General features: G+C 68.2%; 21 protein-coding genes. 9 read left to right on the forward strand and 12 right to left on the reverse strand.

The annotated features are described in order from the left end of the window. Nucleotides 1-656 (forward strand): SDR family oxidoreductase (locus BUB20358_RS20610; RefSeq protein ID WP_174905109.1); only part of this gene is annotated, 656 nt, incomplete at its 5' end. Nucleotides 657-810: 154 nt separating this feature from the next. Here the strand turns inward: BUB20358_RS20610 and BUB20358_RS20615 are convergent. Continuing rightward, complete coding sequence (locus tag BUB20358_RS20615; RefSeq protein WP_165802987.1) at nt 811-957, reverse strand: hypothetical protein; 147 nt, start codon at nt 955-957, stop codon at nt 811-813. Nucleotides 958-1,112: 155 nt separating this feature from the next. Continuing rightward, the gene (locus BUB20358_RS20620) at nt 1,113-1,697 is read right to left on the reverse strand and encodes a nucleotidyltransferase family protein (protein ID WP_035974368.1); all 585 of its coding nucleotides are present in this window, start codon (nt 1,695-1,697) and stop codon (nt 1,113-1,115) included. A 131-nt stretch (nt 1,698-1,828) separates the two neighbouring features. On the opposite strand from BUB20358_RS20620, the gene BUB20358_RS20625 reads away from it, so the two are divergent. After that, on the forward strand, nt 1,829-2,842 hold the full coding sequence (locus tag BUB20358_RS20625) for a hypothetical protein (RefSeq protein ID WP_035974367.1): 1,014 nt from the start codon (nt 1,829-1,831) through the stop codon (nt 2,840-2,842). A 42-nt stretch (nt 2,843-2,884) separates the two neighbouring features. Here BUB20358_RS20625 and BUB20358_RS20630 read toward each other — a convergent pair whose 3' ends face one another. The 4 genes from BUB20358_RS20630 to BUB20358_RS20645 all read right to left on the reverse strand — a co-directional run bounded on the left by BUB20358_RS20630 (nt 2,885) and on the right by BUB20358_RS20645 (nt 8,538). After that, nucleotides 2,885-3,568: a Fe2+-dependent dioxygenase gene (locus BUB20358_RS20630; RefSeq protein ID WP_035974362.1), complete on the reverse strand. Its 684-nt coding sequence runs from the start codon at nt 3,566-3,568 to the stop codon at nt 2,885-2,887. Continuing rightward, entirely contained in the window at nt 3,565-4,320 is a 756-nt protein-coding gene (locus tag BUB20358_RS20635) for a tetratricopeptide repeat protein (protein WP_006766208.1), read from the reverse strand. The genes BUB20358_RS20630 and BUB20358_RS20635 overlap by 4 nt, the downstream gene beginning before the upstream one ends. Nucleotides 4,321-4,323: 3 nt before the next feature. Then, entirely contained in the window at nt 4,324-6,570 is a 2,247-nt protein-coding gene (locus BUB20358_RS20640) for a TonB-dependent receptor (protein ID WP_035974360.1), read from the reverse strand. A 672-nt stretch (nt 6,571-7,242) separates the two neighbouring features. Then, a complete protein-coding gene (locus BUB20358_RS20645) occupies nt 7,243-8,538 on the reverse strand; it encodes an aspartate carbamoyltransferase (protein WP_006766206.1) in 1,296 nt (431 codons plus the stop codon). Nucleotides 8,539-8,774: 236 nt separating this feature from the next. Here BUB20358_RS20645 and BUB20358_RS20650 point away from each other — a divergent pair, with 236 nt between their 5' ends. Next, nucleotides 8,775-8,909 (forward strand): entericidin A/B family lipoprotein, encoded by a 135-nt coding sequence (locus BUB20358_RS20650; protein ID WP_035974358.1) that lies wholly within the window; start codon nt 8,775-8,777, stop codon nt 8,907-8,909. Between the two features lie 93 nt (nt 8,910-9,002). Here BUB20358_RS20650 and BUB20358_RS20655 read toward each other — a convergent pair whose 3' ends face one another. The 3 genes from BUB20358_RS20655 to BUB20358_RS20665 all read right to left on the reverse strand — a co-directional run bounded on the left by BUB20358_RS20655 (nt 9,003) and on the right by BUB20358_RS20665 (nt 12,475). Further along, nucleotides 9,003-9,575 (reverse strand): hypothetical protein, encoded by a 573-nt coding sequence (locus BUB20358_RS20655; RefSeq protein WP_035975335.1) that lies wholly within the window; start codon nt 9,573-9,575, stop codon nt 9,003-9,005. 569 nt (nt 9,576-10,144) lie between these two features. Next, nucleotides 10,145-11,104, reverse strand: a complete 960-nt coding sequence (locus BUB20358_RS20660; protein ID WP_045552299.1) for a DMT family transporter — start codon at nt 11,102-11,104, stop codon at nt 10,145-10,147. Between the two features lie 576 nt (nt 11,105-11,680). Then, nucleotides 11,681-12,475 (reverse strand): AraC family transcriptional regulator, encoded by a 795-nt coding sequence (locus BUB20358_RS20665; protein WP_006766203.1) that lies wholly within the window; start codon nt 12,473-12,475, stop codon nt 11,681-11,683. A gap of 169 nt (nt 12,476-12,644) precedes the next feature. Here BUB20358_RS20665 and BUB20358_RS20670 point away from each other — a divergent pair, with 169 nt between their 5' ends. The 3 genes from BUB20358_RS20670 to BUB20358_RS20680 are packed head-to-tail and all read left to right on the forward strand — an operon-like array spanning nt 12,645 to nt 14,511. Further along, the gene (locus tag BUB20358_RS20670; protein WP_035974357.1) at nt 12,645-13,481 is read left to right on the forward strand and encodes a molybdenum cofactor biosynthesis F family protein; all 837 of its coding nucleotides are present in this window, start codon (nt 12,645-12,647) and stop codon (nt 13,479-13,481) included. Continuing rightward, complete coding sequence (locus BUB20358_RS20675; protein ID WP_035974354.1) at nt 13,478-14,287, forward strand: SDR family oxidoreductase; 810 nt, start codon at nt 13,478-13,480, stop codon at nt 14,285-14,287. The genes BUB20358_RS20670 and BUB20358_RS20675 overlap by 4 nt, the downstream gene beginning before the upstream one ends. After that, nucleotides 14,281-14,511, forward strand: a complete 231-nt coding sequence (locus tag BUB20358_RS20680) for a hypothetical protein (RefSeq protein ID WP_045552237.1) — start codon at nt 14,281-14,283, stop codon at nt 14,509-14,511. The genes BUB20358_RS20675 and BUB20358_RS20680 overlap by 7 nt, the downstream gene beginning before the upstream one ends. Here the strand turns inward: BUB20358_RS20680 and BUB20358_RS20685 are convergent. Then, nucleotides 14,489-15,166, reverse strand: a complete 678-nt coding sequence (locus BUB20358_RS20685) for a dihydrodipicolinate reductase C-terminal domain-containing protein (RefSeq protein ID WP_035975332.1) — start codon at nt 15,164-15,166, stop codon at nt 14,489-14,491. The genes BUB20358_RS20680 and BUB20358_RS20685 overlap by 23 nt on opposite strands. A gap of 262 nt (nt 15,167-15,428) precedes the next feature. Here BUB20358_RS20685 and BUB20358_RS20690 point away from each other — a divergent pair, with 262 nt between their 5' ends. Then, nucleotides 15,429-16,139: an SDR family NAD(P)-dependent oxidoreductase gene (locus BUB20358_RS20690; RefSeq protein WP_006766200.1), complete on the forward strand. Its 711-nt coding sequence runs from the start codon at nt 15,429-15,431 to the stop codon at nt 16,137-16,139. Nucleotides 16,140-16,308: 169 nt separating this feature from the next. Continuing rightward, nucleotides 16,309-16,506, forward strand: a complete 198-nt coding sequence (locus BUB20358_RS20695; protein ID WP_006766199.1) for an oxidoreductase-like domain-containing protein — start codon at nt 16,309-16,311, stop codon at nt 16,504-16,506. A 78-nt stretch (nt 16,507-16,584) separates the two neighbouring features. Here the strand turns inward: BUB20358_RS20695 and BUB20358_RS20700 are convergent, their stop codons facing one another. Beyond that, nucleotides 16,585-18,057 carry an MFS transporter gene (locus BUB20358_RS20700; RefSeq protein WP_006766198.1) on the reverse strand — a complete coding sequence of 491 codons (1,473 nt, stop codon included), beginning with the start codon at nt 18,055-18,057 and terminating at the stop codon, nt 16,585-16,587. Between the two features lie 144 nt (nt 18,058-18,201). Here BUB20358_RS20700 and BUB20358_RS20705 point away from each other — a divergent pair, with 144 nt between their 5' ends. Next, nucleotides 18,202-19,074: a LysR family transcriptional regulator gene (locus tag BUB20358_RS20705; protein ID WP_006766197.1), complete on the forward strand. Its 873-nt coding sequence runs from the start codon at nt 18,202-18,204 to the stop codon at nt 19,072-19,074. A gap of 390 nt (nt 19,075-19,464) precedes the next feature. Here BUB20358_RS20705 and BUB20358_RS20710 read toward each other — a convergent pair whose 3' ends face one another. Continuing rightward, nucleotides 19,465-20,166: a DUF2848 domain-containing protein gene (locus BUB20358_RS20710; RefSeq protein WP_035974352.1), complete on the reverse strand. Its 702-nt coding sequence runs from the start codon at nt 20,164-20,166 to the stop codon at nt 19,465-19,467. Nucleotides 20,167-20,185: the final 19 nt, after the last annotated feature.

A 20,185-nucleotide genomic window follows, 5' to 3' on the forward strand; every position in this document is an offset into this window, starting at 1 on the left:
TGGTGGCGGCCGCCCGCGACGCGGCGGCGCTCGATGCGCTCGCCGGCGAGACCGGCTGCGAAACGCTGCGTGTCGACGTCGGCGGCGACGAGCACGCGATCGATGCGGCGCTCGCCGGACACGATGCGTTCGACGGGCTCGTCAACTGCGCAGGCATCGCGTCGCTCGAAGCGGCGCTCGACGTCGGCGCGGCGAGCTTCGATCGCGTGATGGCCGTCAATGCGCGCGGCGCGGCGCTGGTTGCGCGCGCGGTTGCGCGCAAGATGGTCGCGCGCGGCGCACGCGGCGACGGTCGGCGGGGCGGCGGCAGCATCGTCAACGTATCGAGCCAGGCGGCGCTCGTCGGACTGCCTGCGCATCTGAGCTATTGCGCGTCGAAGGCCGCGATGGACGCGATCACGCGCGTGCTGTGCATCGAACTGGGGCCGTACGCGATCCGCGTGAACAGCGTGAATCCGACCGTTACGCTGACGCCGATGGCGCAGTTCGCGTGGAGCGATCCGGCCAAGCGCGATCCGATGCTCGCCGCGATTCCGCTCGGGCGATTCGCGCAGCCGGACGAGGTGGTCGAGCCGATCCTGTTCTTGCTGAGCGATGCGGCGTCGATGATTACCGGCGTGTCGCTGCCGATCGACGGCGGGTATACGGCGCGGTAGCGCGGGATGGTGCGATGGCGTGATGACGCGATGGTGCGCGCGTCATGCGTTGCATGTTGCACGTCGCGCCGCATGGCGGCGCCGTCGATCGTGCGCGGCCCCGCCCGCGTCTCCGATGTCCGGAAACGGCGCAACTGCGCGAGACCGCTGCGTGTCAGATCGGATCCTTGCTCGGCGGTCCGTCCGGCTGTTGCGGGTTGTCGGGATGGTGACCCGGCGACGGCGGCGACAGCGGGTCGTTTTCCGGATCGCGATTCGGGTCGGCCGGGGGCTCCGGCGTCGGGGTCGTGTGGTCGCTCATGGGGAACTCGTGCAATGCGTGACGGTGCGCGGCAGTGCGCCTCGTCTCCGTTATAGGCAATCGGACGCGCGTTTGCAGCGCGATTGTCGTCGTCGTTTGTCGCCGTCGTCGTTGCTGCGACGCTTTGCGCGTGCGCGGCGCGCGGGCGGTCGCCGTCAGCGCAGGTCCGCCGGCGTGTCGACGTCGCGCAGGATGCCCGGATCGTCGACGTCGAGCAGGTTCACCGGCGCGCTCGCGAACAGCGCACGCGCGCCCGTGTCGCCGTCGAGCGACGCGAGCGCGTCGTAATGGCGGGCGGCGAAGCCGACCGGATGGCCGCGCATCCCGCGATGCGAAGGGGCGACGATCGACGCGTCGTCGGCGTCGAGCGCGCGCGTGAGCGCTTCGTACGTGGACGCCGCGATCCACGGCATGTCGCCGAGCGCGACGAGCCAGCCGCTCGCGTCCGGGCTCGCGCGGACGCCGGCCGCGAGGCTTGCGCCCATGCCGCGCAATGTATCCGGCGCATAGAGAACCTGACAGCCGGCTTCGTTCAGCAGAATCGCGAGCCGCTCGGCACCGGGCCGCACGACTGCGATCACGTCGGCCGTGGCCGATGCGAGATGACGGGCCGCCGCGACCGCCACCGGCGTGCCGTCGGGAAGCAGCGCGAGCAGCTTGCTGTGCAGGCCGCTCGGATCGAAGCGTTGACCGAGACCGCCGGCGAGCAGGACGCCGGTGGCGAGTGACGCATAGGACATCGGCGCGGGAGGGAAGGAGGCAGGTGCAGCGATTGTGCGGGAGCACAAAACGATCGGCAAGTGAGGATGTTACCGATCGGGCGCGGGATCGGAAAGATTGTCGATGTGGGCCTTGGCTCGGTGCCGCAGCCATGCCGTGGCTGATTCGGGCTACGCTGCTTTCGTTCGCATCACCGGACGCGAGCCTGACGAAGCGAATCATGCTGGGTGCTGCCTCCGTCGTCGCCGTTATCTGGATTGGCGTCTGGATACTCGGCGCCGGACGGCGATCGTGGCATGGCGGTAGCGCGGCTGCATCAACGGGATGGCCGTTGGTTGGCGTCAAGTCGCTGATCACCGGCGTGTTTGCCGTTGCGGCAAGCATCGTGCTGGTTTTTGTCCTTTTGATCGTCGATCAGGGATACCCTGATCGCGAGATGACGGCGCTCGCGAACGCGATCGTGTTGATATGCGCGCTCAATTGGTGGGCCTTCAGTCTGCGCCGCGGCTGGAAGCCTTTGGCGCTGTTGTGCGCATCGTCCGCATTTTGCATGCTGGTACTGGTGCCTCAGTTCAGCGGAAATCCGCTGTTTTTCCCGAAGGTCGTCGTCCGCGGTTTCGGGCTCGGGTATCTTCACGCGGACAATCTTGCACTCTCGGGACAGCAGTGCGCGACGCTTGCGCCGTATGGTGTTCGTTGCAACAAGGGCAAGGACGAGGCGATTACGCTGACTCACGTGAATATCGTCAATCGCCTGGGCTCGTCGGTGCAACTGGAATTCCTGTTGCGCGCGAGACCTCGCTTGTCGAAAGCGGATGACCGCCGACCGTCGGACGAGGTGGTAACGCCCGGTAGTCAAACGCTGACGACAGGAGACGATGTGATGCCGTTTACCGGAGCGCCTGTTCCACGCAAGCCGGCGGCCGGATGTGACGAGCTTTTGGTGGCTAGACTGATCGACGCGATAAGCAGCGCAAAGGAACGGGCGGTGAAGGGCGGTCCCGCTTTGCCTGACGAGAAGGCAGTCGCGTCTCTCGTATGCGTTCGTGTTGTCGTGCCGAAAGACCAAATCATCGGTTATGAGCCCGGCGGCGCCAGAACGTATGGAAAGGGCTACAGCGGCTATATCGCGACCGCGGACAAGCCCGAGTCCCCAAAGAAGTGACGGCAAATGTCCGGCATTGCGGCATCGGGTGGCGAACGCTCATCACGCATCCGCCCACTTCCGCAACAGGTTGTGATATACGCCGGTCAACGCGATCACGAGCGGATCGTTCGCCCCTTTCTCCGCGGATAGCGCCTGAATCTGCGTATCGAGCTGGAACAGCAGTGTGCGGTCGCCGTCGTCGCGGACCATGCTCTGAATCCAGAAGAACGATGCGACGCGCTCCCCGCGCGTGACCGGCGTCACGCGATGCAGGCTCGATGCCGGATAGAGCACGAGGTCGCCGGCCGGCAGCTTCGCGCGATGCGTGCCGTACGTATCTTCGACGCACAGCTCGCCGCCGTCGTACGTATCGGGCTCCGCGAGAAACAGCGTTGCCGACAGATCGCTGCGTACGCGGAAATCGGTCCCGCGCAGCAGCCGTATCGCGTTGTCGACGTGCGTGCCGAACGTGTCGCCGCCCGCGTAGCGATTGAACAGCGGCGGAAACACCTTCAACGGCAGCGCGGCCGAAAAAAACAGCGGATGACGCGCGAGCGCATCCTGAATCGCATCGCCGACCGCGCGGGCCGCGGGCGACCCTTCCGGCAGCTGCCGATTGCGTTTGGCGAGCGCCGACTGCGCGCCGGACGTCGCGTTCCCGTCGACCCATTCGGCCGCATCGAGCAGCCGTCGGCATTCGGCGACCTGCGCGTCGGTCAGCACGGCGGGAACATGAAGCATCATGATGCGGCCTCCGTGCGATGCGCCGACAGCTGCACAGCCGCCGCCCGAAATGCGCCGAACGGCGACGAGGCGAGATACGCGCGCATCTTCGCGACGAACGCGGGCGTCGCGGTGGCCGGCACGCGTGCGAGCCACGCGAGCGCTTCGTCGATGCGCCCCCGTTCGGCAAGCAGCCGCGCGTAATTGAACTGGCCGCGGAAATCGCCGGCCTCGGCAGCGCGGCGATAGTGGTCGAACGCGGCAGCGCGATCGGCCGCGACGACCCATCCGTCCTCGTAGAAACCGCCGATCAGGTTGATCGATTTCGCATGACCGAGCGCGGCCGCGCGACGGAACCAGTCGAGCGCGTCGGTGCGATTCTCGTCGATGCCGTTGCCGAGCGCGAGGGCGGTCGCGTAGTTGTACATCCCCCAGTCGAGGCCGGCGTGCGCGGCGAGCCGGTACCAGTACACGGCGACCGGCGCGCACGCGGCCGTGCCCCAGCCGAACTCGTAGCAGCGGCCGAGCATGTTCATCGCCATCGGATGGCCGGCGTGCGCCGCGTGCCGGAACCAGCCGAACGCGGCGGCCGGGTCGCGCGCGACGCCGCGGCCGTCGAGCAGGTACTGACCATACAGCGCCTGCGCGTCGACGATGCCGTGATCGGCGGCCGCCGCGACCCACGCGACCGCGCGTTCCGGCGGACCGGCCAGGATCTCGGCGAGCTCGCGCGGCGACACCGACGCGAGCGCTTTCAGCGATACGACTTCCATCGGTCAGTAGCGCGCGTTCAGCGTGACGAACGCCGAGCGGCCCGGTGCGATCGACGCGTAGTGCGCCGGATACGCCTGATCGAAGTACGTGCGGTTGAACAGGTTGTTCACGTTCAGCTGCAGATCGAGCGTCTTGTTGATCCGGTATTGCGCGGTCGCGTCGAAGCGCCAGTACGACGGCACCGCGCGCAGGTTCGCGGTGTCGCCGTACACCTCCGACATGTAGAACGCGCCGCCGCCGACCGTGAACTTCGGCGTCACGTCGTAGTTCGACCACAGCGTGAAGCTGTGCTTCGGCGTATTCGGGAAGCGGTGACCGTTGTTCGCGGTGTCCTTGCCGTTGTCGCGCAGTTCGCTCTTCATGTATGTGTAGCCGCCGAACACCTGCCACGCTTTCGTCAGCTGGCCGGCGACGCCGAGTTCGAGCCCCTGCACGCGCCGGTTGCCGACCATCGCGTACTGATTGTTCGGCAGCGCGACGCGCGCGTTCGTCGTATCGATCTGGAACAGCGCGGCGTTCAGCGACAGCTTGTCGTTCAGCACGTTCCACTTGGTGCCGAGCTCGATGCTGCGGTTCTTCTCGGGCGACATCTGATCGGCATTCGAGCCCACGCCGCCGCGGCCCGGCGTCAGCGACTGCGTCTCGCTGCCTTCGCCGAGCAGCATGCCGGCCGGCGTCGACGACGTCGCGTACGACGCATAGACGCTGCCGTTGCGCGCCGGCTTGAACACGAGGCCGGCCTGCCAGTTCACGAGCGTGTCGTCGCGCGTGTACGTCTTGCCGCCGCTCGCGCGGGTGTTGACGAAGCGGGTCGAGTAGTCGTCGACGCGCAGGCCCGCATTGATCTGCCAGCGCGGCGTGAGTTCGATCGTGTCGAAACCGTAGATCGACTTCGTCGTCGTGCGCGCATGCGCGTAGTCGTTGTTCGCGGTGACGGAGCCGGCCCACGGGTCGCTCGGGTTCGGCGACCACAGGCTCGTGCAGTTGTAGCCGGACGGCGCGCCGATACCTTTTCTGCAGATCGTCCCCTTGTCGGTCGCGACCGTATACGTGTCGCGCTTGCCCCATTCGCGCGACAGTTCGATGCCGGTCGTGAAGCTGTGCTTGAGCGGGCCGGTGCGGAATTCGCCGAACAGTTCGGTCTGGTTCGCGATGCTGTTGATCGAGCTGTTGCGGTTGTTGTTGCGGCGCCAGACCTTGCCGCCGATCACGTTGCCCTGGCTGTCGTCCGGCTGCGTCCAGATGTAGTCCTGCGTCGACTCGGTGTAGCGCGTCGTGTTGCGCACGGTGAGCGCCGGTGCGATGTCGTGCTCGATGCGCAGCGTGCTGATGTCCGACGTGGTCTTGCGGAAGTCGCGATCGGTCAGCCCGTAGAAGTTGCGGCGATCGACGGACGCCGGATAGATCGTGCCGACGTTCGCCGGCTTGTTCGACGCGGTGTAGAAGTACGGGATGCCGCCGTCGGGCATGTCGTCCGTCGACAGGTGGTAGTAGCTCGCGGTCACGCGCGTCGGCGTGCCGAGGCCGAACGCGATCGACGGCGCGACGCCCCAACGCTCGTTGTTGACGGCGTCGCGGCCGGCGACGTCGTTGTTGTGGCTCATCAGGTTCAGCCGGAATGCCGTGTGATCGGCGAACTGCCAGTTGCCGTCCGCCGTGAAGCGGCGATAGCGGTCGGTGCCGAGGCCCGCGCTCGCGCTGGCCGTCGTGCCGAGATGCGGCGCCTTCGTGATCAGGTTGATGCTGCCGCCCGCGCCGCCGCGGCCGCCGTATGCGCCGTCGGATCCCTTCGTGACCTCGATGCGCTCGGTGTTGAAGATCTCGCGCGTCGTCGCGCCGGTGTCGCGCATGCCGTCGACGAACATGCTGCCCTGCGTGTCGTAGCCGCGCAGGAACGGACGGTCGCCGAGCGGGTTGCCGCCTTCGCCGGCGCCGAACGTGATGCCGGGCACGGTGCGCAGCGCTTCGGTCAGCGTTGCCGCGCCGCTGCTCCGGATCAGTTCCTCCGGAATCACGGTGACGGACTTCGGCGTATCGACGAGCGGCGCGGTGAATTTGGCCGACGCGGAGAAGTCGGCCTTGTAGCTGTGCTCGGCTTTGCCTTTGACCTCGATCGGCGGCAGATGAGCGCCGGGTGCCGCCGCCGCGGGCGGCGGCGCGCCGTCTGCCAGCGCCGGGCCGGCGGCAAGCACGCCGCACAGGGTGGTGAATTTGCCGAGCTTCAACTCGTCGGAACGGGAATTCGTCATGCGGTTCGACCTCGCGATGTGACCCGGACGCAGGGCGCTACGGAAATGTGCACGCCGCCGGGAATTATTACGATTTGATTTCAGACGGCATTCTAGGCAGCTTCGCCGATGAATGAGAATCGTTCTTGTTTGAATTTGAAGGGCGAATGTGAACGAGTGTTTCGGTCGATCGCAGCGCGTGCGCGGCGTCGTGATCGACCGAAAGGTCCGGTGTGGCGGGCCTGGTGGCGGAGGGTCGTTGAAGCGATGCGGTCGGGCGCTTCGCCGCGTCGATCGAGCAGGTGTCGTTTGGTGTCGCGATCGGTGTGGCCGACGTGAACCGTGGCTTCGCGACGCTGGCGGAAAGGAAACGGCGTTGGGTCGCGCATCGACGCGGTAGAAGCGCGCCGTCTCCGGTGCTTGGATAGCGAAGCGTCCTGTTCGGCTATGTACGGAGCAGGGCAGAACGCACGCAGGCATTCGCGCGTGCACTGGTGCCGCAGGCGGTGCGAATGCCGCTGCGGCCGCCATATCGCGATAGTCGCGAACCGGAATGAAACGGCCGCCGCGATGTGCAGTGTTGTGCCAGTCGACGCGGACGCCGCGTATCGGCGATCGAACGACGGCGTCGCAGTCGTCGATCGTTCGGCCCGGCAAGCGCGCCGGCGTGTCCGGCGCGCAGTCGCTTCGCGATCAGTCGATGCCGTGAAACACCGCGTCCTCGGGGCCGAGGTACGCGGGCGGGCGCCACGTCGCGTCGCGCATCGAATGCTGGACGAGATTCTCGACGCCGAGCAGCACCGCGAAGATCGCCATGCGCACCGGAATGCCGTTGTCGGTCTGCCGGAAGATCGCGAGCCGCGGGTCGCGATTCAGGTCGACCGACAGATCGTTCGCGCCCGGCCGGCTGTCGCGCGGCAGCGGGTGCATGATCAGCGTGTCTGGCTTGCACACCGTGTCGACGAGCGCCTGATTGATCTGGAAATCCGGCGTATAGCCTTCGAACGACTCGTCGGTGAAGCGCTCCTTCTGGATCCGCGTCGCATAAACGACGTCCGCGCCCCTGAGCCCGGCGGCGAGGTCGTTCGTCTGTTCGATCACGTGACCGTTCGTCGCGATCTGCTCGACGATGTACGCGGGCATCTCGAGCGTCGGCGGCGACACGAGCGTGAACTTCAGCCCGCGGTACAGCGCGAGCAGCTTGACGAGCGAATGCACGGTGCGGCCGTACTTGAGATCGCCGACCAGCGCGACGTGCGCGCCGTCGACGATCTTGCCGAGCCGCGAGAACTCGCGCTGGATCGTATAGAGATCGAGCAGCGCCTGGCTCGGGTGCTCGCCGGGGCCGTCGCCGCCGTTGATCACCGGCAGGTTCGTCGCACGCGCGAATTCGGCGACGGAGCCTTTCTCCGGATGGCGGATCACCAGCGCATCGACGTAGCCTGCCATCACGCGGCTCGTGTCGTAGATCGATTCGCCCTTCGCCATCGACGAGAACGTGAAGCCGGTCGTGTCGCACACCGAGCCGCCGAGCCGGCAGAACGCCGCGCCGAACGACACGCGCGTGCGCGTGCTCGCTTCGAAGAACAGGTTGCCGAGCACCGCGCCTTCGAGCACGCGTGAAATCTTGTGGCGGCGGGCGATCGGCTGCATGACGTCGGCGACGCGGAACAGCGCTTCGACCGAGTCGCGCGAGAACTGATCGACCGACAGCAATTGCGGCTTGCCTTCGAACAGGAACTGCTTTGCGACTCCTTGCCTGTCTACGCTTTGCGTATAGTTTCCGTTTTCCGGCGCCGCGCGCTCGACGATTTCGGACACGAACCGTTCGACGATCTCCGGCATGCCGCGCGATTCCTGCGAGTCGTCGGGCAGCAGCCATGTATCGAGTGCGCGGCGGCTTACGCCGATGCGGTTCGCGAACGCCTCGCGGGTCATGTTCAGGCGGCGCATCGCGTCGCGCAGGAAGGCTTGCTGGGGAACGGTCATCGGCGGCACCCTGAGAAAATATACGCGGTGCGTATATTAGTTCGGCGCCCGACTAAGTCAAGGAAAATTTACGCGGACGACGGATCGGCGTGCCGTCGTCCGCGCGGTTCGGGCTGGCGTCCGATCGTCGTCTCCGTATAATCGGCTCTGGCCCCGCTCTGCATCGGCTGCATCGGCAGGGCGCCGTGCCGTAAACGAATGCCCGGTCGGGCTGGTCGATTCGAAGGAGAACGAGAATGACGCGTACGATTGCTGCAATGCTGCTAGTGATGACCGCGGCGCTTGCCGGTTGCAATACGGTCGCCGGCGTGGGTGAGGACATTTCGAAGGGCGGCCAGGCGATCAGCAATTCCGCTGAAAAGGCCAAGTAAGCCGACCGGTTTTCGAAAAAAGGGCGCCCGGCCGTCCCGTCGTTGCGGGGCGGCCGGGCGCTTTTTGTTTGGCGACGGACGCGGGACCGCGCGTCACGCGCGGTCGACGAATGCGTAGCGGCCGTCGACCTTGCGCGGCGCGAACCAGCCGAAATCGGGAAACATCCGGTTGCGGACGAACCATACGTAGCCGATCAGCGCGACCGCGACTGCCAGGCTCGGCAGCGCGGTCGCCGGATCGCTGGCGAGATCGGCGACGACTTTCGGCAACTGCAGCAGCGACAGCGCGATGAACGCGTGATACGCGCCGACACGGTGCGTCGCGAACCCCCAGATGAACAGCAGCGACAGCGGCACCGTCAGCGCGACGAACAGCCCGACGAGCACTTTGCCGGCGGCGCCCGTCGCGCCGACGCCGCCGCCCGCGGACGCGAGCAGATACGCGAGCGCGATGCTGATCGCCAGCTGTGCAATGCCGAGCGCGACCAGGATCCACACGTGAACCTTGTTCTTGCGGCAGCGCTCGGGATCGGGATGCGATGCGATCAGACGGGCGAGCACGCGGTCCTTGAGCCCCTGTCCGGACAAGTCGGTCAGCACGTCGGCTTTCTTCATCCCCGCGGACAGCAGCGCCGCGATTCTTGTTTTGGCTTCGTTCTTGTTCATTGCGTGGCGGAATCGTCGTTCGATGATCGTCAAAAGGTCCGGCCCCGCGAATATTGCACCTCGCGCGGCGATGCGCAACGGTTTTGCGGCGCGCGGACACATTCCTACAGGCGGCGAGGCGGGTTTGCGGGGGCGGCGGATATCGGGCGGTGATGCGGAAGGTTGCGGGGCGCTGCTTTTTGCGATGGTGCGGTGGGGTCGAGGTGGCGATGTGCCGATACGCCGATGTGTCGATGTGTCGATGTGCCGATGTGTCGATGTGTCGATGTGTCGATGTGTCGATACGCCGATACGCCGTGTGTCGATGTGCCCATGCGTCGATGTGCCGATGCGTCGATGCGTCGATGCGTCGATATGCTGATGTGTCGATGTGTCGATGTGTCGATGTGTCGGTGTGTCGGTGTGTCGGTGTGACGAGGCGCTCAAGTGACCAGTCGCGATATGGCGATATCTCTACGCCGCGCCGCAATGACATAACGACGAGTGACGAGAGCGGCGGCGCGGTGTGCCGCGATATCGTCGGGCGCGATCATTTGGCGGCTGCGGCCTCGGATCCGCGCCCGTCCCGTTCAATCGGCGCTGGACTGCGCCGACCGTGCCGACTCGACGAGTGTCCTGCGTGGCGCATTCCGTGAGTAATCTCGAGTGTCGCGTCGCCGTGTCGCGCCGATCAGCATGCCGGCGACGACGAGCGCGATTCCGGGAAGCCGCGTGCCGCCGAGCGTTTCGCCGAACAGCGCGACCGCGAACAGCACCGCCGATACCGGCGCGACCGCGGTGAACAGCGCGGCTTCGGTGCCGCTCGTGCGTGCCGAGCCGGCATACCAGCACAAGTAGCCGAGCACGGTCGGCACCAGCGCGTAGTACGCGATCGCCGCCACGGCACCGATCGTCCATCCGGCCGCGAGCGCCCGCCATTCGAACGCGGCCGGCCCGAGCGCGAGCACGAAGCCGAGGCCGGACATGGCCGTGGACAGCGCGAGCGGCGCCAACGGCGCGGCGAGCCGCCGATTGAGCAGGATGAACACGGCTTCGCATCCGACGGCGGCCAGCACCAGCGCGTCGCCGGCGAGCGTACGGATCGACGGCATTGCGTGGCCCGGCGCGAACGTGACCAGCAGCACGCCCGCTGTGGCGAGCGCGGCGGCGATCCAGTCGCGCGGCGTCTGCCGCTCGCGCAGCACGACGGCGGCGATCAGCGTCGACATCGCCGGCAACGTGCCGAGCATGACGCCCGCATCGACCGGCGACGACAGCTTCGTGCCGCAGAGCAGCAGCACCGTATAGCCGACGCCGCCCGCCGCCGCCTGAACCACGAGCAGCAACGCGTCGCGTGCTGAAATCCGCGGCCACCGCATCCGCTGCGCGCGCATCAGCGCAAACAGCAGCGGTGTCGCGATCAGAAAGCGCAGCGCGGTAGCAGCGAACGGCGGCAGGCCGTCGGCCGCGATGCGACTCGCGATGACGGTGCTGCCGACACCCGTCATTGCCGCGGCGAGGTAGAGATAGCCGATCAGTCGTGTCTTCATGCGCCGCATCGTCGCGCGCGGCGGCGGCATGCGTCTTGAACGAAATTGCAGCGGCGTTCGGCGGCGGACCGGGCGCGTAGTGCGGCGGCGTGCATTCGCATATCGGGCACGTCGGCGACGCGAACAGCGGTCGGTGCTGCACTGTACGTGCTTGCCGTCCGACCCGCTCTGCTATTCGGCGGCGAATGGCGAACAGTGTGGAGATGTGCGTTTGCGCGGCCGGCATGTTGGCGACGCAAACAGCGATCGGTGTTCTCGCCGCGGACGTGTTTGCAGTCCGATCGCTGCTCCGCTATTCGGTCGCGAATGGGGCGCCGGTGTGGCGGTGCGTGGCGTAGCAGCACGTCGGCAACGCGAGCAGCAATTCGTGTTCACGCACGTACGTGCTTGCCGTTCGCCGCCGCTCTGCTATTCGGCGGCGAACGGGGCGCAGTGTGGAGATGTGCGTTCGCATATCGGCACGTATACGGTACGAACAACGATCGGTATGGCGCCGTGCGTACGTGCCGCCGGTCACCGTTTCACTTGCCGACGTCGCGTCGCGGCCGCACGGCTGCGAGCCGGCCCGACCGCGCGTTATGCGGCCTGCGCGAATCGTCCCGGCGTGATCCCGAACTGGCGCACGAACGCGCGTGTCAGGTGGCTCTGATCGGCAAAACCGGCTTGCGCCGCCGCATCGGCGATCGTGCTGCCGGTCGCGAGCAGCGCTCTCGCAAGCCGCGCGCGAGACTGGATCAGGTACGCGTGCGGCGTGATGCCGAGTTCGCGCGCGAAGCCGCGCAGCAACTGGAAACGGCTCACGCCGCTCAGTGCGGCCAGTTCGCCGAGCGAAACGGGCGCCGCCGGCGACGCGTCGAGACGCTCGCGCGCGACGCGGATCGCGGGGGCGACACCGCCCGCAGAGAGCGTCCGGTTCGCGTGCCGCGCGAGCAACGTCGCGACGAGCATCACGAGCGCTTCGTCGCGCGCAAGCGACGTATCGCCGGCATCGACGATGCGTGCATGCAGCCGGCCGACCGCGGCGGCCAGGCGCGCATCGCGCACGGCCGGATGCGCGAGCTCGACGTCGGCGAGCCCTTCTTCGGCCGCGATGCCCGCGACCAGCGCGGGCGCGACGTACAGCATCCGCCAGCGCCGGCCGGTGCCGGCGTCGATCGGCATCCCGTCGTGCATTTCGCCCGGATTGACCATGATCGCGTCGCCCGCCAGCGCGTCGACCTGCCCGCGACCGCTCCACGATCGGTGTGCGCCGCTGACGATCACGCCGACGCCGAATTCGTCGTGCGCATGACGCGGATACGCGCGATCGGACTCGAGGCTGATCGCCTCGATCCCTTCGCCGGTACGTCGGTAATGCGTGACACGGTGCATGTGCGCTCCTTGCGCCGCCGACGGCGCGGATCACGGCACTTTAGCGCGTTCCGCCGCCGCGCGCGCTTCATCCATTCGGCCGATACCGCGCCGCGCGTGCAACCTGCACCATGTGCGCATGCGCAGCGTAGACGGCCCGCCGGGCCTGAGGCTGCATGGGAGACCGCAGGTGGAACGACAGGATCCGGTATTCATTCAGGTGGGTGCGCTCGCGGACGGCTTTGCGCCGGGCGCGAACGTCCTCGCGCCGACGGACGCGCTCGCCGGCCGCACGTTGACCCTCGACGATGCGTCGGGCGCGTGGCGCGTCTACACGTTCGAGCGCGGCGCGCTGCAGTGGCGCGATGCGGCGGGCGACGGCCAAGGCGGCCGCGAGCCGTGCCGCGTGACGCAACTGCGCGACGGGCTGTTCTTCGTCGACTACATCGATTCCGCCGCGCGCGCGACATCGGTCAGCATCGTGATCGACGTCGACAGCGGCGTGTGGACGTCGATCGTCGGCACGCTGCCGAGCGAAGCGGATGCGCACGTCGATGCGCTGACGCGCGTCGCGCGCGGTCTGCCGCTCACCGGCGTCGACGCCGAATTCCGGCACGGCACGCTGAGCGGCCATGCGCGGCCGGGGGCGCTGCACGAACCGACGCGCGAGCTGATCGGCAAGCGGACGATGTACCGCTACAGCCCGACCGAATGCTACGAGCACATCTATCTGAACGAGAACTTCTACGCGTGGCAATGCCTGCAGGGCGTGGAGCGCGGGCTGGCCGACGTCGATCGCTGCCATTACTTCAAGCTGGCCGACGCGCTGTATCTGTTGGTATGGCGCGAAAAGATCGTGCCGACGCTCGGCGTTGTGCTGATCGACTTCGCACAGGGCAAGACCGACGGCAAGATCTTCGGCTACGAGGCAGGCGACTTCGGCACGTTGTCGAACTTTCCGGTCGGCGCGTATGCGCGGGTGCTGAACGAGACCGTGCACCTGCTCGACGGCGACTCGCAGCGATGAACGCGATACCGGGGAGCGGCCGCCTGCGTGCGGATTTCAGCGGGCGCGTCGTGCTCATCACGGGCGCCGCGCAAGGGATCGGCGCGGCGGTCGCGCGTCGTTTCGCCGAGTCCGATGCGTTCGTCGCGCTTGCCGACCTGAACGGCGAGGCCGCCGCCGCGCATGCCGATGCGCTCGCGCGTGCGGGCGGCGATGCGCGCGCGTATCGCGTCGACGCAGCCAGCCGCGACGAACTGTTCGCGCTCGTCGCGGCGGTCGAGCGCGACGGCGGGCGGCTCGACGTCGTCGTCCACAATGCCGCGTACTTTCCGCTCACGCCGTTTGCGCAGATCGATGCGCCAACGCTCGAGCGGACGCTGTCGGTCAATTTGTGCGCGCTGTTCTGGCTCGCGCAGGCCGCGCTGCCGACATTCGAGCGAGCGGGAGCCGGCAGACTGCTCGTCACGTCGTCGGTGACGGGGCCGCGGGTCGCGTATCCGGGGCTCGCGCACTACGCGGCGTCGAAGGCCGGCGTGAACGGCTTCATTCGCGCGGCGGCGCTCGAACTCGCGCGCCGCAACGTGACCGTCAACGGCGTCGAGCCCGGCATGATCCGCACGCCGGCGGCCGACAATCTCGGCGACGCATCCGTCGCCGCGCAAATTGCGCGCGACATTCCGCTCGGCCGGATGGGCGAACCCGACGACATCGCGAACGCGATGCTGTTCCTCGCGTCGGCCGATGCCGGATATGTGACCGGCCAGACGATCGTCGTCGATGGCGGCGCGACGCTGCCGGAAAGCGGCGCGGCGCTCGACCAATGCTGATGCGCGGCCGCGTCGGCAACGGCAGCGGCAGCGGCAACGGCAACGACAACGACAACGACAACGACAACGACAACGGCAACGGCAACGGCAACGGCAACGGCAACGGCAACGGCAACGGCGGCGCGGGCCGCGCGGGCGCCGGCATCGCGAGGCCGATGCTCCGAAACAGCAGCGGTCTGCCGGCCGCTCGTCGGCGTGCGGCTACAGCCAGCCGTTACGGATGAATTCGACGATCGAATAGCGGCGACGCTCGAGATCGCGTTGCCGGACCGCTTCGACGATGCGCGACACGCCGTCCGCATAAGGCGACGCGCCGTACACGCGAGACTCGAGCTGCAGGCTGCACGCGCCGTCGTCGATGCGGATCCGGTGATACGCGTGGCGGCCGAGCTGGTCGTCCGGGATGCCGAGTTCGCCGCGCTGTACGTGCGGGTCGCGCACCGAGCGGATGTCTTCGGGCGGCACGCCGAGCGACGCCGCGATACCGACCGCGGTGCCGGGCACCGACGTCTTGCCGGCCTGATGCGATTCCGTCACGGTGATGCGGCAATCGCGAAACAGGTGCCCACTGGTTTCGAGCATGCTCATGAACTTGAGCATCAGGATGTTCGTGTTCGGGCAGAGCACGATCGGGAAGTCGTACGATCCGGCTTCGAGTGCGGAGCCGGTCGATAGCTCGACGAGCGGCGACGCGGTCGCGCTGCAGAATGCGATCGCGGCAGGCAGTTCGCGGCCGGAGCCCGCATGCACGACGATCGACCGGGCGTCGGCCGGCGGCGTGGCCGGCCACCGCATCACGTGGCAGGTTGCGGGGTCGAGCGTGTGCGAGCCGAGCAGTTCGGCGGCCAGCTTGCCGGTTCCAACGACGAACACTTGCATGGGAATGACAGGTTGAGATTCGGGGTTCGGCACCGGTGCGCCGGCGTCGGGCAGAATACGCGGGCCGTCGATCCGGCCACGCGCATTATGCCCGCACGCCGGGTCGCCGCCGAACTGCAGCGCACGACCGTCGCGATACCTGCCGCGCACGGAACGCGAGAACGGCGCTACGCTGTCGGACGATCGGCCGCAAGCACGTGCGAACGAGCGCACGCGCACGCCGCGGCCGGCAAGACCCACGCTCGACCAGGAGAGAACATCGATGGAACGGAATTTCAAGGACACGGCGGTCGCCATCACGGGCGGATTCGGCCATCTCGGCATCGCGACGGCCGCATGGCTCGCCGAGCGCGGCGCGCGCGTCGCGCTGATCGGACGCGGCGCGGCGTCGGCGGAAGCGCTGCCCGGCGTGCCGGCCGACGCGCTGCGTATCGGCGGCATCGATCTGGTCGATCCGCAGGCAGCCGCGCAGGCACTCGACACAGTGCACCGCGAGTTCGGCCGGCTCGACGCGCTGCTGAACATCGCGGGCGCGTTCGTCTGGCAGACGATTGCCGACGGCGATGCGCACACGTGGGACCGAATGTACGAACTGAACGTGAAGACCGCGTTGAACGCGTCGAAGGCCGCGCTGCCGTATCTGCTCGCGAGCCCGGCGGGCCGGATCGTCAACGTCGGCGCCGGCGCGGCGCTGAAGGCCGGGACCGGAATGGGCGCGTACGCGGCCGCGAAGGCCGGCGTTGCCCGGCTGACCGAGGCGCTGGCCGCCGAACTGCTCGATCGCGGCGTGACGGTGAATGCGATTCTGCCCAGCATCATCGACACGCCGCCGAACCGCGCCGACATGCCCGATGCCGATTTCACGCGCTGGGTGCAGCCGAGCCAGATCGCCGCGACGATCGGCTTCCTGCTGTCGGCCGACGCGCAGGCGATCACCGGCGCGTCGATTCCCGTAACGGGCCGCGTGTCCTAGCCGACAGGCGGCGCCGCGTGCGGCCGGAATCGCGCGCGGCGTTCGCGATGCGCGTCGGCGACGATGCCGCGCGGTGTTCGCCGGTCCGCGTGCGTATCGCGTGCCTAAGACAGACCGATCGCGAGACGGACCGATATACTGACCGCCCTCCACGCAACCGAACCGCGCCGTGCCCGACCAACGATCCGAAGGCCCGTTCGACGACGATCCTCGTCCGACCCCGCCCGAACAGCCCGAACTCGAAGACTGCTGCCAAAGCGGCTGCTCGCCGTGCGTGTTCGATCTGTACGACGACGCGCTCGCGCGTTATCGCATCGCGCTGGCCGAATGGGAAGCGCGGCACGCGAAACGCGCGCCGCGCGAATGAGCACGACGGTCCGCACGTCGCGCTCGCTCGCCGCCGTCGCGGGCACTGCTGTGCACACCGTGGCCCGCGCCGCGGCACTCAGCCGACTTCATTCGCGTGCCCGTGCATCCGCCGATGCATCGGCCCGAGCGCGGCCGACAGCGCGATGCAGACGACCAGCACGGCCGTCAGCGCGAACATCGCCGTCCTGAACCCGTGCACATAGTCGGCGGCGGCCGGATGCGCGCCGACCCGCGCGAAGAACAGTCCGCCGAGCGTCGCGGCGCCGACGGCCGCGCCGATCTGCAGCACCGCAGTGACCATCCCCGACGCGACGCCCGCGCGTGCCGCGTCGACTTCCGCGAGCACGATCCGCACGACCGACGGCAGCACGAGACCCTGGCCGATGCCGATCGCCGCGATCCCCGCGTAGAAGCCGGGCCCCGGTGCGCGTTCGCCGGCCAGTGCGGCGGCGGTCGCGACGCCGGCGGCGAGCATCGCGAAGCCGAGCGTGAGCACGCGATACGCGCCGAACCGCGCGACGACGCGCGGCATCAGCAGCGGGCTTGCGAGAAAGCCGATGCCGAGCGGCAGAATCGCGAGTCCCGACGCGAGCGGCGACCAGTTCAGGCAGCCCTGCAGATAGATGCCGTAGCTGAGGAAGAACGCGGCGAGCATATAGAACAGGAACGCGAGCGCGAGCCCGAGCGCGACGACGGGATTGCGGAACAGGCGCACGTCGAGCAGCGGATCGAGTCCGCCGGCGAGCCGGCGCGTTTCGACGGTCAGCAGCGCGGCGAGCATCGGCAGCGCGCCGACGAGACACGCGATCATCCACAGCGGCCAGCCGGCCTCGCGCCCGTGCGTGAGCGGATAGACGAGCATCAGCAGGAACAGCGACAGCAGCACCGTGCCGGGCACGTCGATTCGCTGGCCGCGCGGCGGCCGGCTTTCGGGGATGAAGCGCCAGCTGCCGATCAGCGCCAGGATGCCGATCGGCAGATTGACGAGGAAGATCGCGCGCCAGCCGAGCCCGAACGGATGCAGGCTGATCAGCGCGCCGCCGCCGAGCTGACCGATCACGGCCGCGAGCCCGAATACGAATCCGTAGAAGCCCATCACGCGCACCTGCTCGTGCGGGCTGAACACGCTGCGGATCGTCGCGAGCACCTGCGGCGCGAGGATCGCGGCGAACAGTCCCTGCAGCACGCGGCCGCCGACGAGCACCGCGCCGGTGTCGGCGAGCCCGCACAGCGTCGACGCGACGACGAAGCCCGCCATCCCGAGCATGAACATCCGCTTGCGGCCGTACAGATCGCCGAGGCGGCCGCCGGTGATCTGCATGACCGCGTTCGCGCATGCGTACGCGGATACGACGAGCTCGAGTTCGGCCGGACGCGCGCCGATGCCGTCGCGGATCGCCGGCAACGCGAGGTTCACGATGAAGTAGTCGAGCGGCGGCAGAATCGCGCCGACCAGCAGGACCACGAGCGCCCAGCCGTGATGGCTGCGCGGCGCCGCCTGGGCGGTCGGGCCGGCCGGCGCACGGTGCACGAGAGTGTTGTCGGTCATGAAATCGATGTCCGGAAAAATGGGGATGCATGTGCGCCCCGTCGAACAGGGCGCCGAACCGCTATTCTCGGCATCGCCTACAAATCGGAAAAGCGGGAAATGATGGTAGTATCCATCGCGTTATCCGATGGATGGAGGAGGGCGATGCGCGGTTTCGATCTGGATCAGTTGCGTACCTTCGCGGCGGTCGCGGACGCCGGCAGCCTGACTGCCGCGGCACCGCTGCTGCACCTGTCGCAATCGACGGTCAGCGAGCAGGTCCGCAAGCTCGAGTCGCGTGCCGGCGTGCCGCTGTTCGTGCGCAGCAAGCGCGGCGTCGAGCCGACGCCGGCCGGCGCGCGGCTGTTGCAGCATGCACGCCGCATCGTCGCGCTGAACGAGGCCGCATTCGACGAACTGCGCGGGCAGGCGATCAAGGGCGAGCTGCGCGTCGCGATCACCGACTACTACCGCACGCACGAAGTCGCCGGCATGCTCGCGCGGCTTCGCGAGTGCTATCCGCAGCTGAGCCTGCACGTGAGCGCGATGAAGAGCGCCGACATCGAGGCCGCGCACGCGAAAGGGCAGATCGATCTGGGTGTCGTGATGAACCTGTCGAGCGGGCCGTTTCGGCCCGCGTCGTCGGATACGCGCTGGGTGTTGCGGCGCGAGCCGCTGTCGTGGGTCGCATCGCCGGCGCTCGCCGAGCAGTTGCCGGAGCCGTTGCCGCTCGTGCTGCTGCCGGACGACTGCATGATGCATCAGATCGCGGTGCGCTCGCTCGACGAGCAGCGGATGTCCTACATGCTCGTGCACAGCGCATCGGGCGTCGCCGGGTTGCAGTCGATGCTTGCCGCGGGGCTCGGCGTCGGCTGCCTGTGTGCGTCGGCGATCGGCGAAGGACTGATGCGCCTTGGCGCGAAATACCGGCTGCCGCCGCTGCCCGACGCGGTGTTTTCTCTGACGCCGCCGATGCCGGGCGAACGCGAGACGGTCACGCAGGCGCGCGAGATGCTGGCGCGGCAGCTCGTGATGTGAGCGAGCGGAGCCGGGCCTGTGTCGCGCGGCGCGGCGATCGCCCGAACGCCGATCTTTTCTTTGACGCCGCACCGTACGATTGCCCGGCGAACGCGAAACGGTCACGCAGGCGCGCGAGATGCTGGCGCGGCAGCTCGTGATGTGAGCGAGCGGAGCCGGGCCCGTGTCGCGCGGCGCGGCGATCGCCCGAACGCCGGTCTTTTCTTTGACGTCGCACCGTACGATTCCGGACGCCGGCCGATTCTGCCGCGCACGCACGTGCGCCCGCGCCCGGCGGCGCACGATCCGATCTCAAACCACGCGCTCATGCATGAGCAGCCGGCGCTTCACGAATCGGCTCGCGCTCGCCGTAGCCGTGCGCCGGCCGCACGCACGACTGCGCATTTGCATTCACGCGACGACAGGCAGCACGTCGACCGCATACCGATGCCGCAGGCTGCGCCCGAGCACCGGATCGTGCAATTCCATCTCGAACGCATCGCCGTCGCGCATCGTCGCGATCGCGCCGTGCACGGCGACGGTGCCGCCGAACATCGCGCAGCGCGCCGGCATCGTGCGCCGGTCGTCGAAGCGCTGCCACAGCGCGTCCGGCGCGAGCAGTCCGCCGACCGCGCCGTGCTGGTACGCAATGCGTTCGCCGTCGCGCGGCGCCCACCACGAACGCATCTCGAGCGCGTCCCAATGATCGGCGACGTCCGCGTAGCGCCATGCGTCGCGTCCGAGCGGCTTCGCGCACATCTGCTTCGACACCGCGACGCCGTACGCCTCGACCGCGCGGTCGGTGTGATCGGAGCCGAGCGTCACCAGCGTGCCGGCCGCACTGTCGACGAACACGCATTCGATCTCGCCGCCCGACTGCGTGCCGAGCACGTCGATCGAGTGCGCCTGCGTGAGCAGCGCCGGCGCGACGCGATAGAAGCACGGCGTGGTCGTCGGCGGCGCGACGCCGAGCGCCGCGAGTTCGTCGATGTGCGCGCGAATCGCGCGCGGGTCGCGGCCGGCCCAGCCGGCGATCACGACGCGCTCGATCTCGACGTCGACCGCGGTCGGCGCGTGTTGTGCGGCAATCACGTTGAATGTCAGCAGCTGCATGAAGGTATCCGTTTGACGA

This window comes from Burkholderia dolosa (genome assembly GCF_902499135.1).
In the GTDB taxonomy this organism is placed as follows: domain Bacteria; phylum Pseudomonadota; class Gammaproteobacteria; order Burkholderiales; family Burkholderiaceae; genus Burkholderia; species Burkholderia dolosa.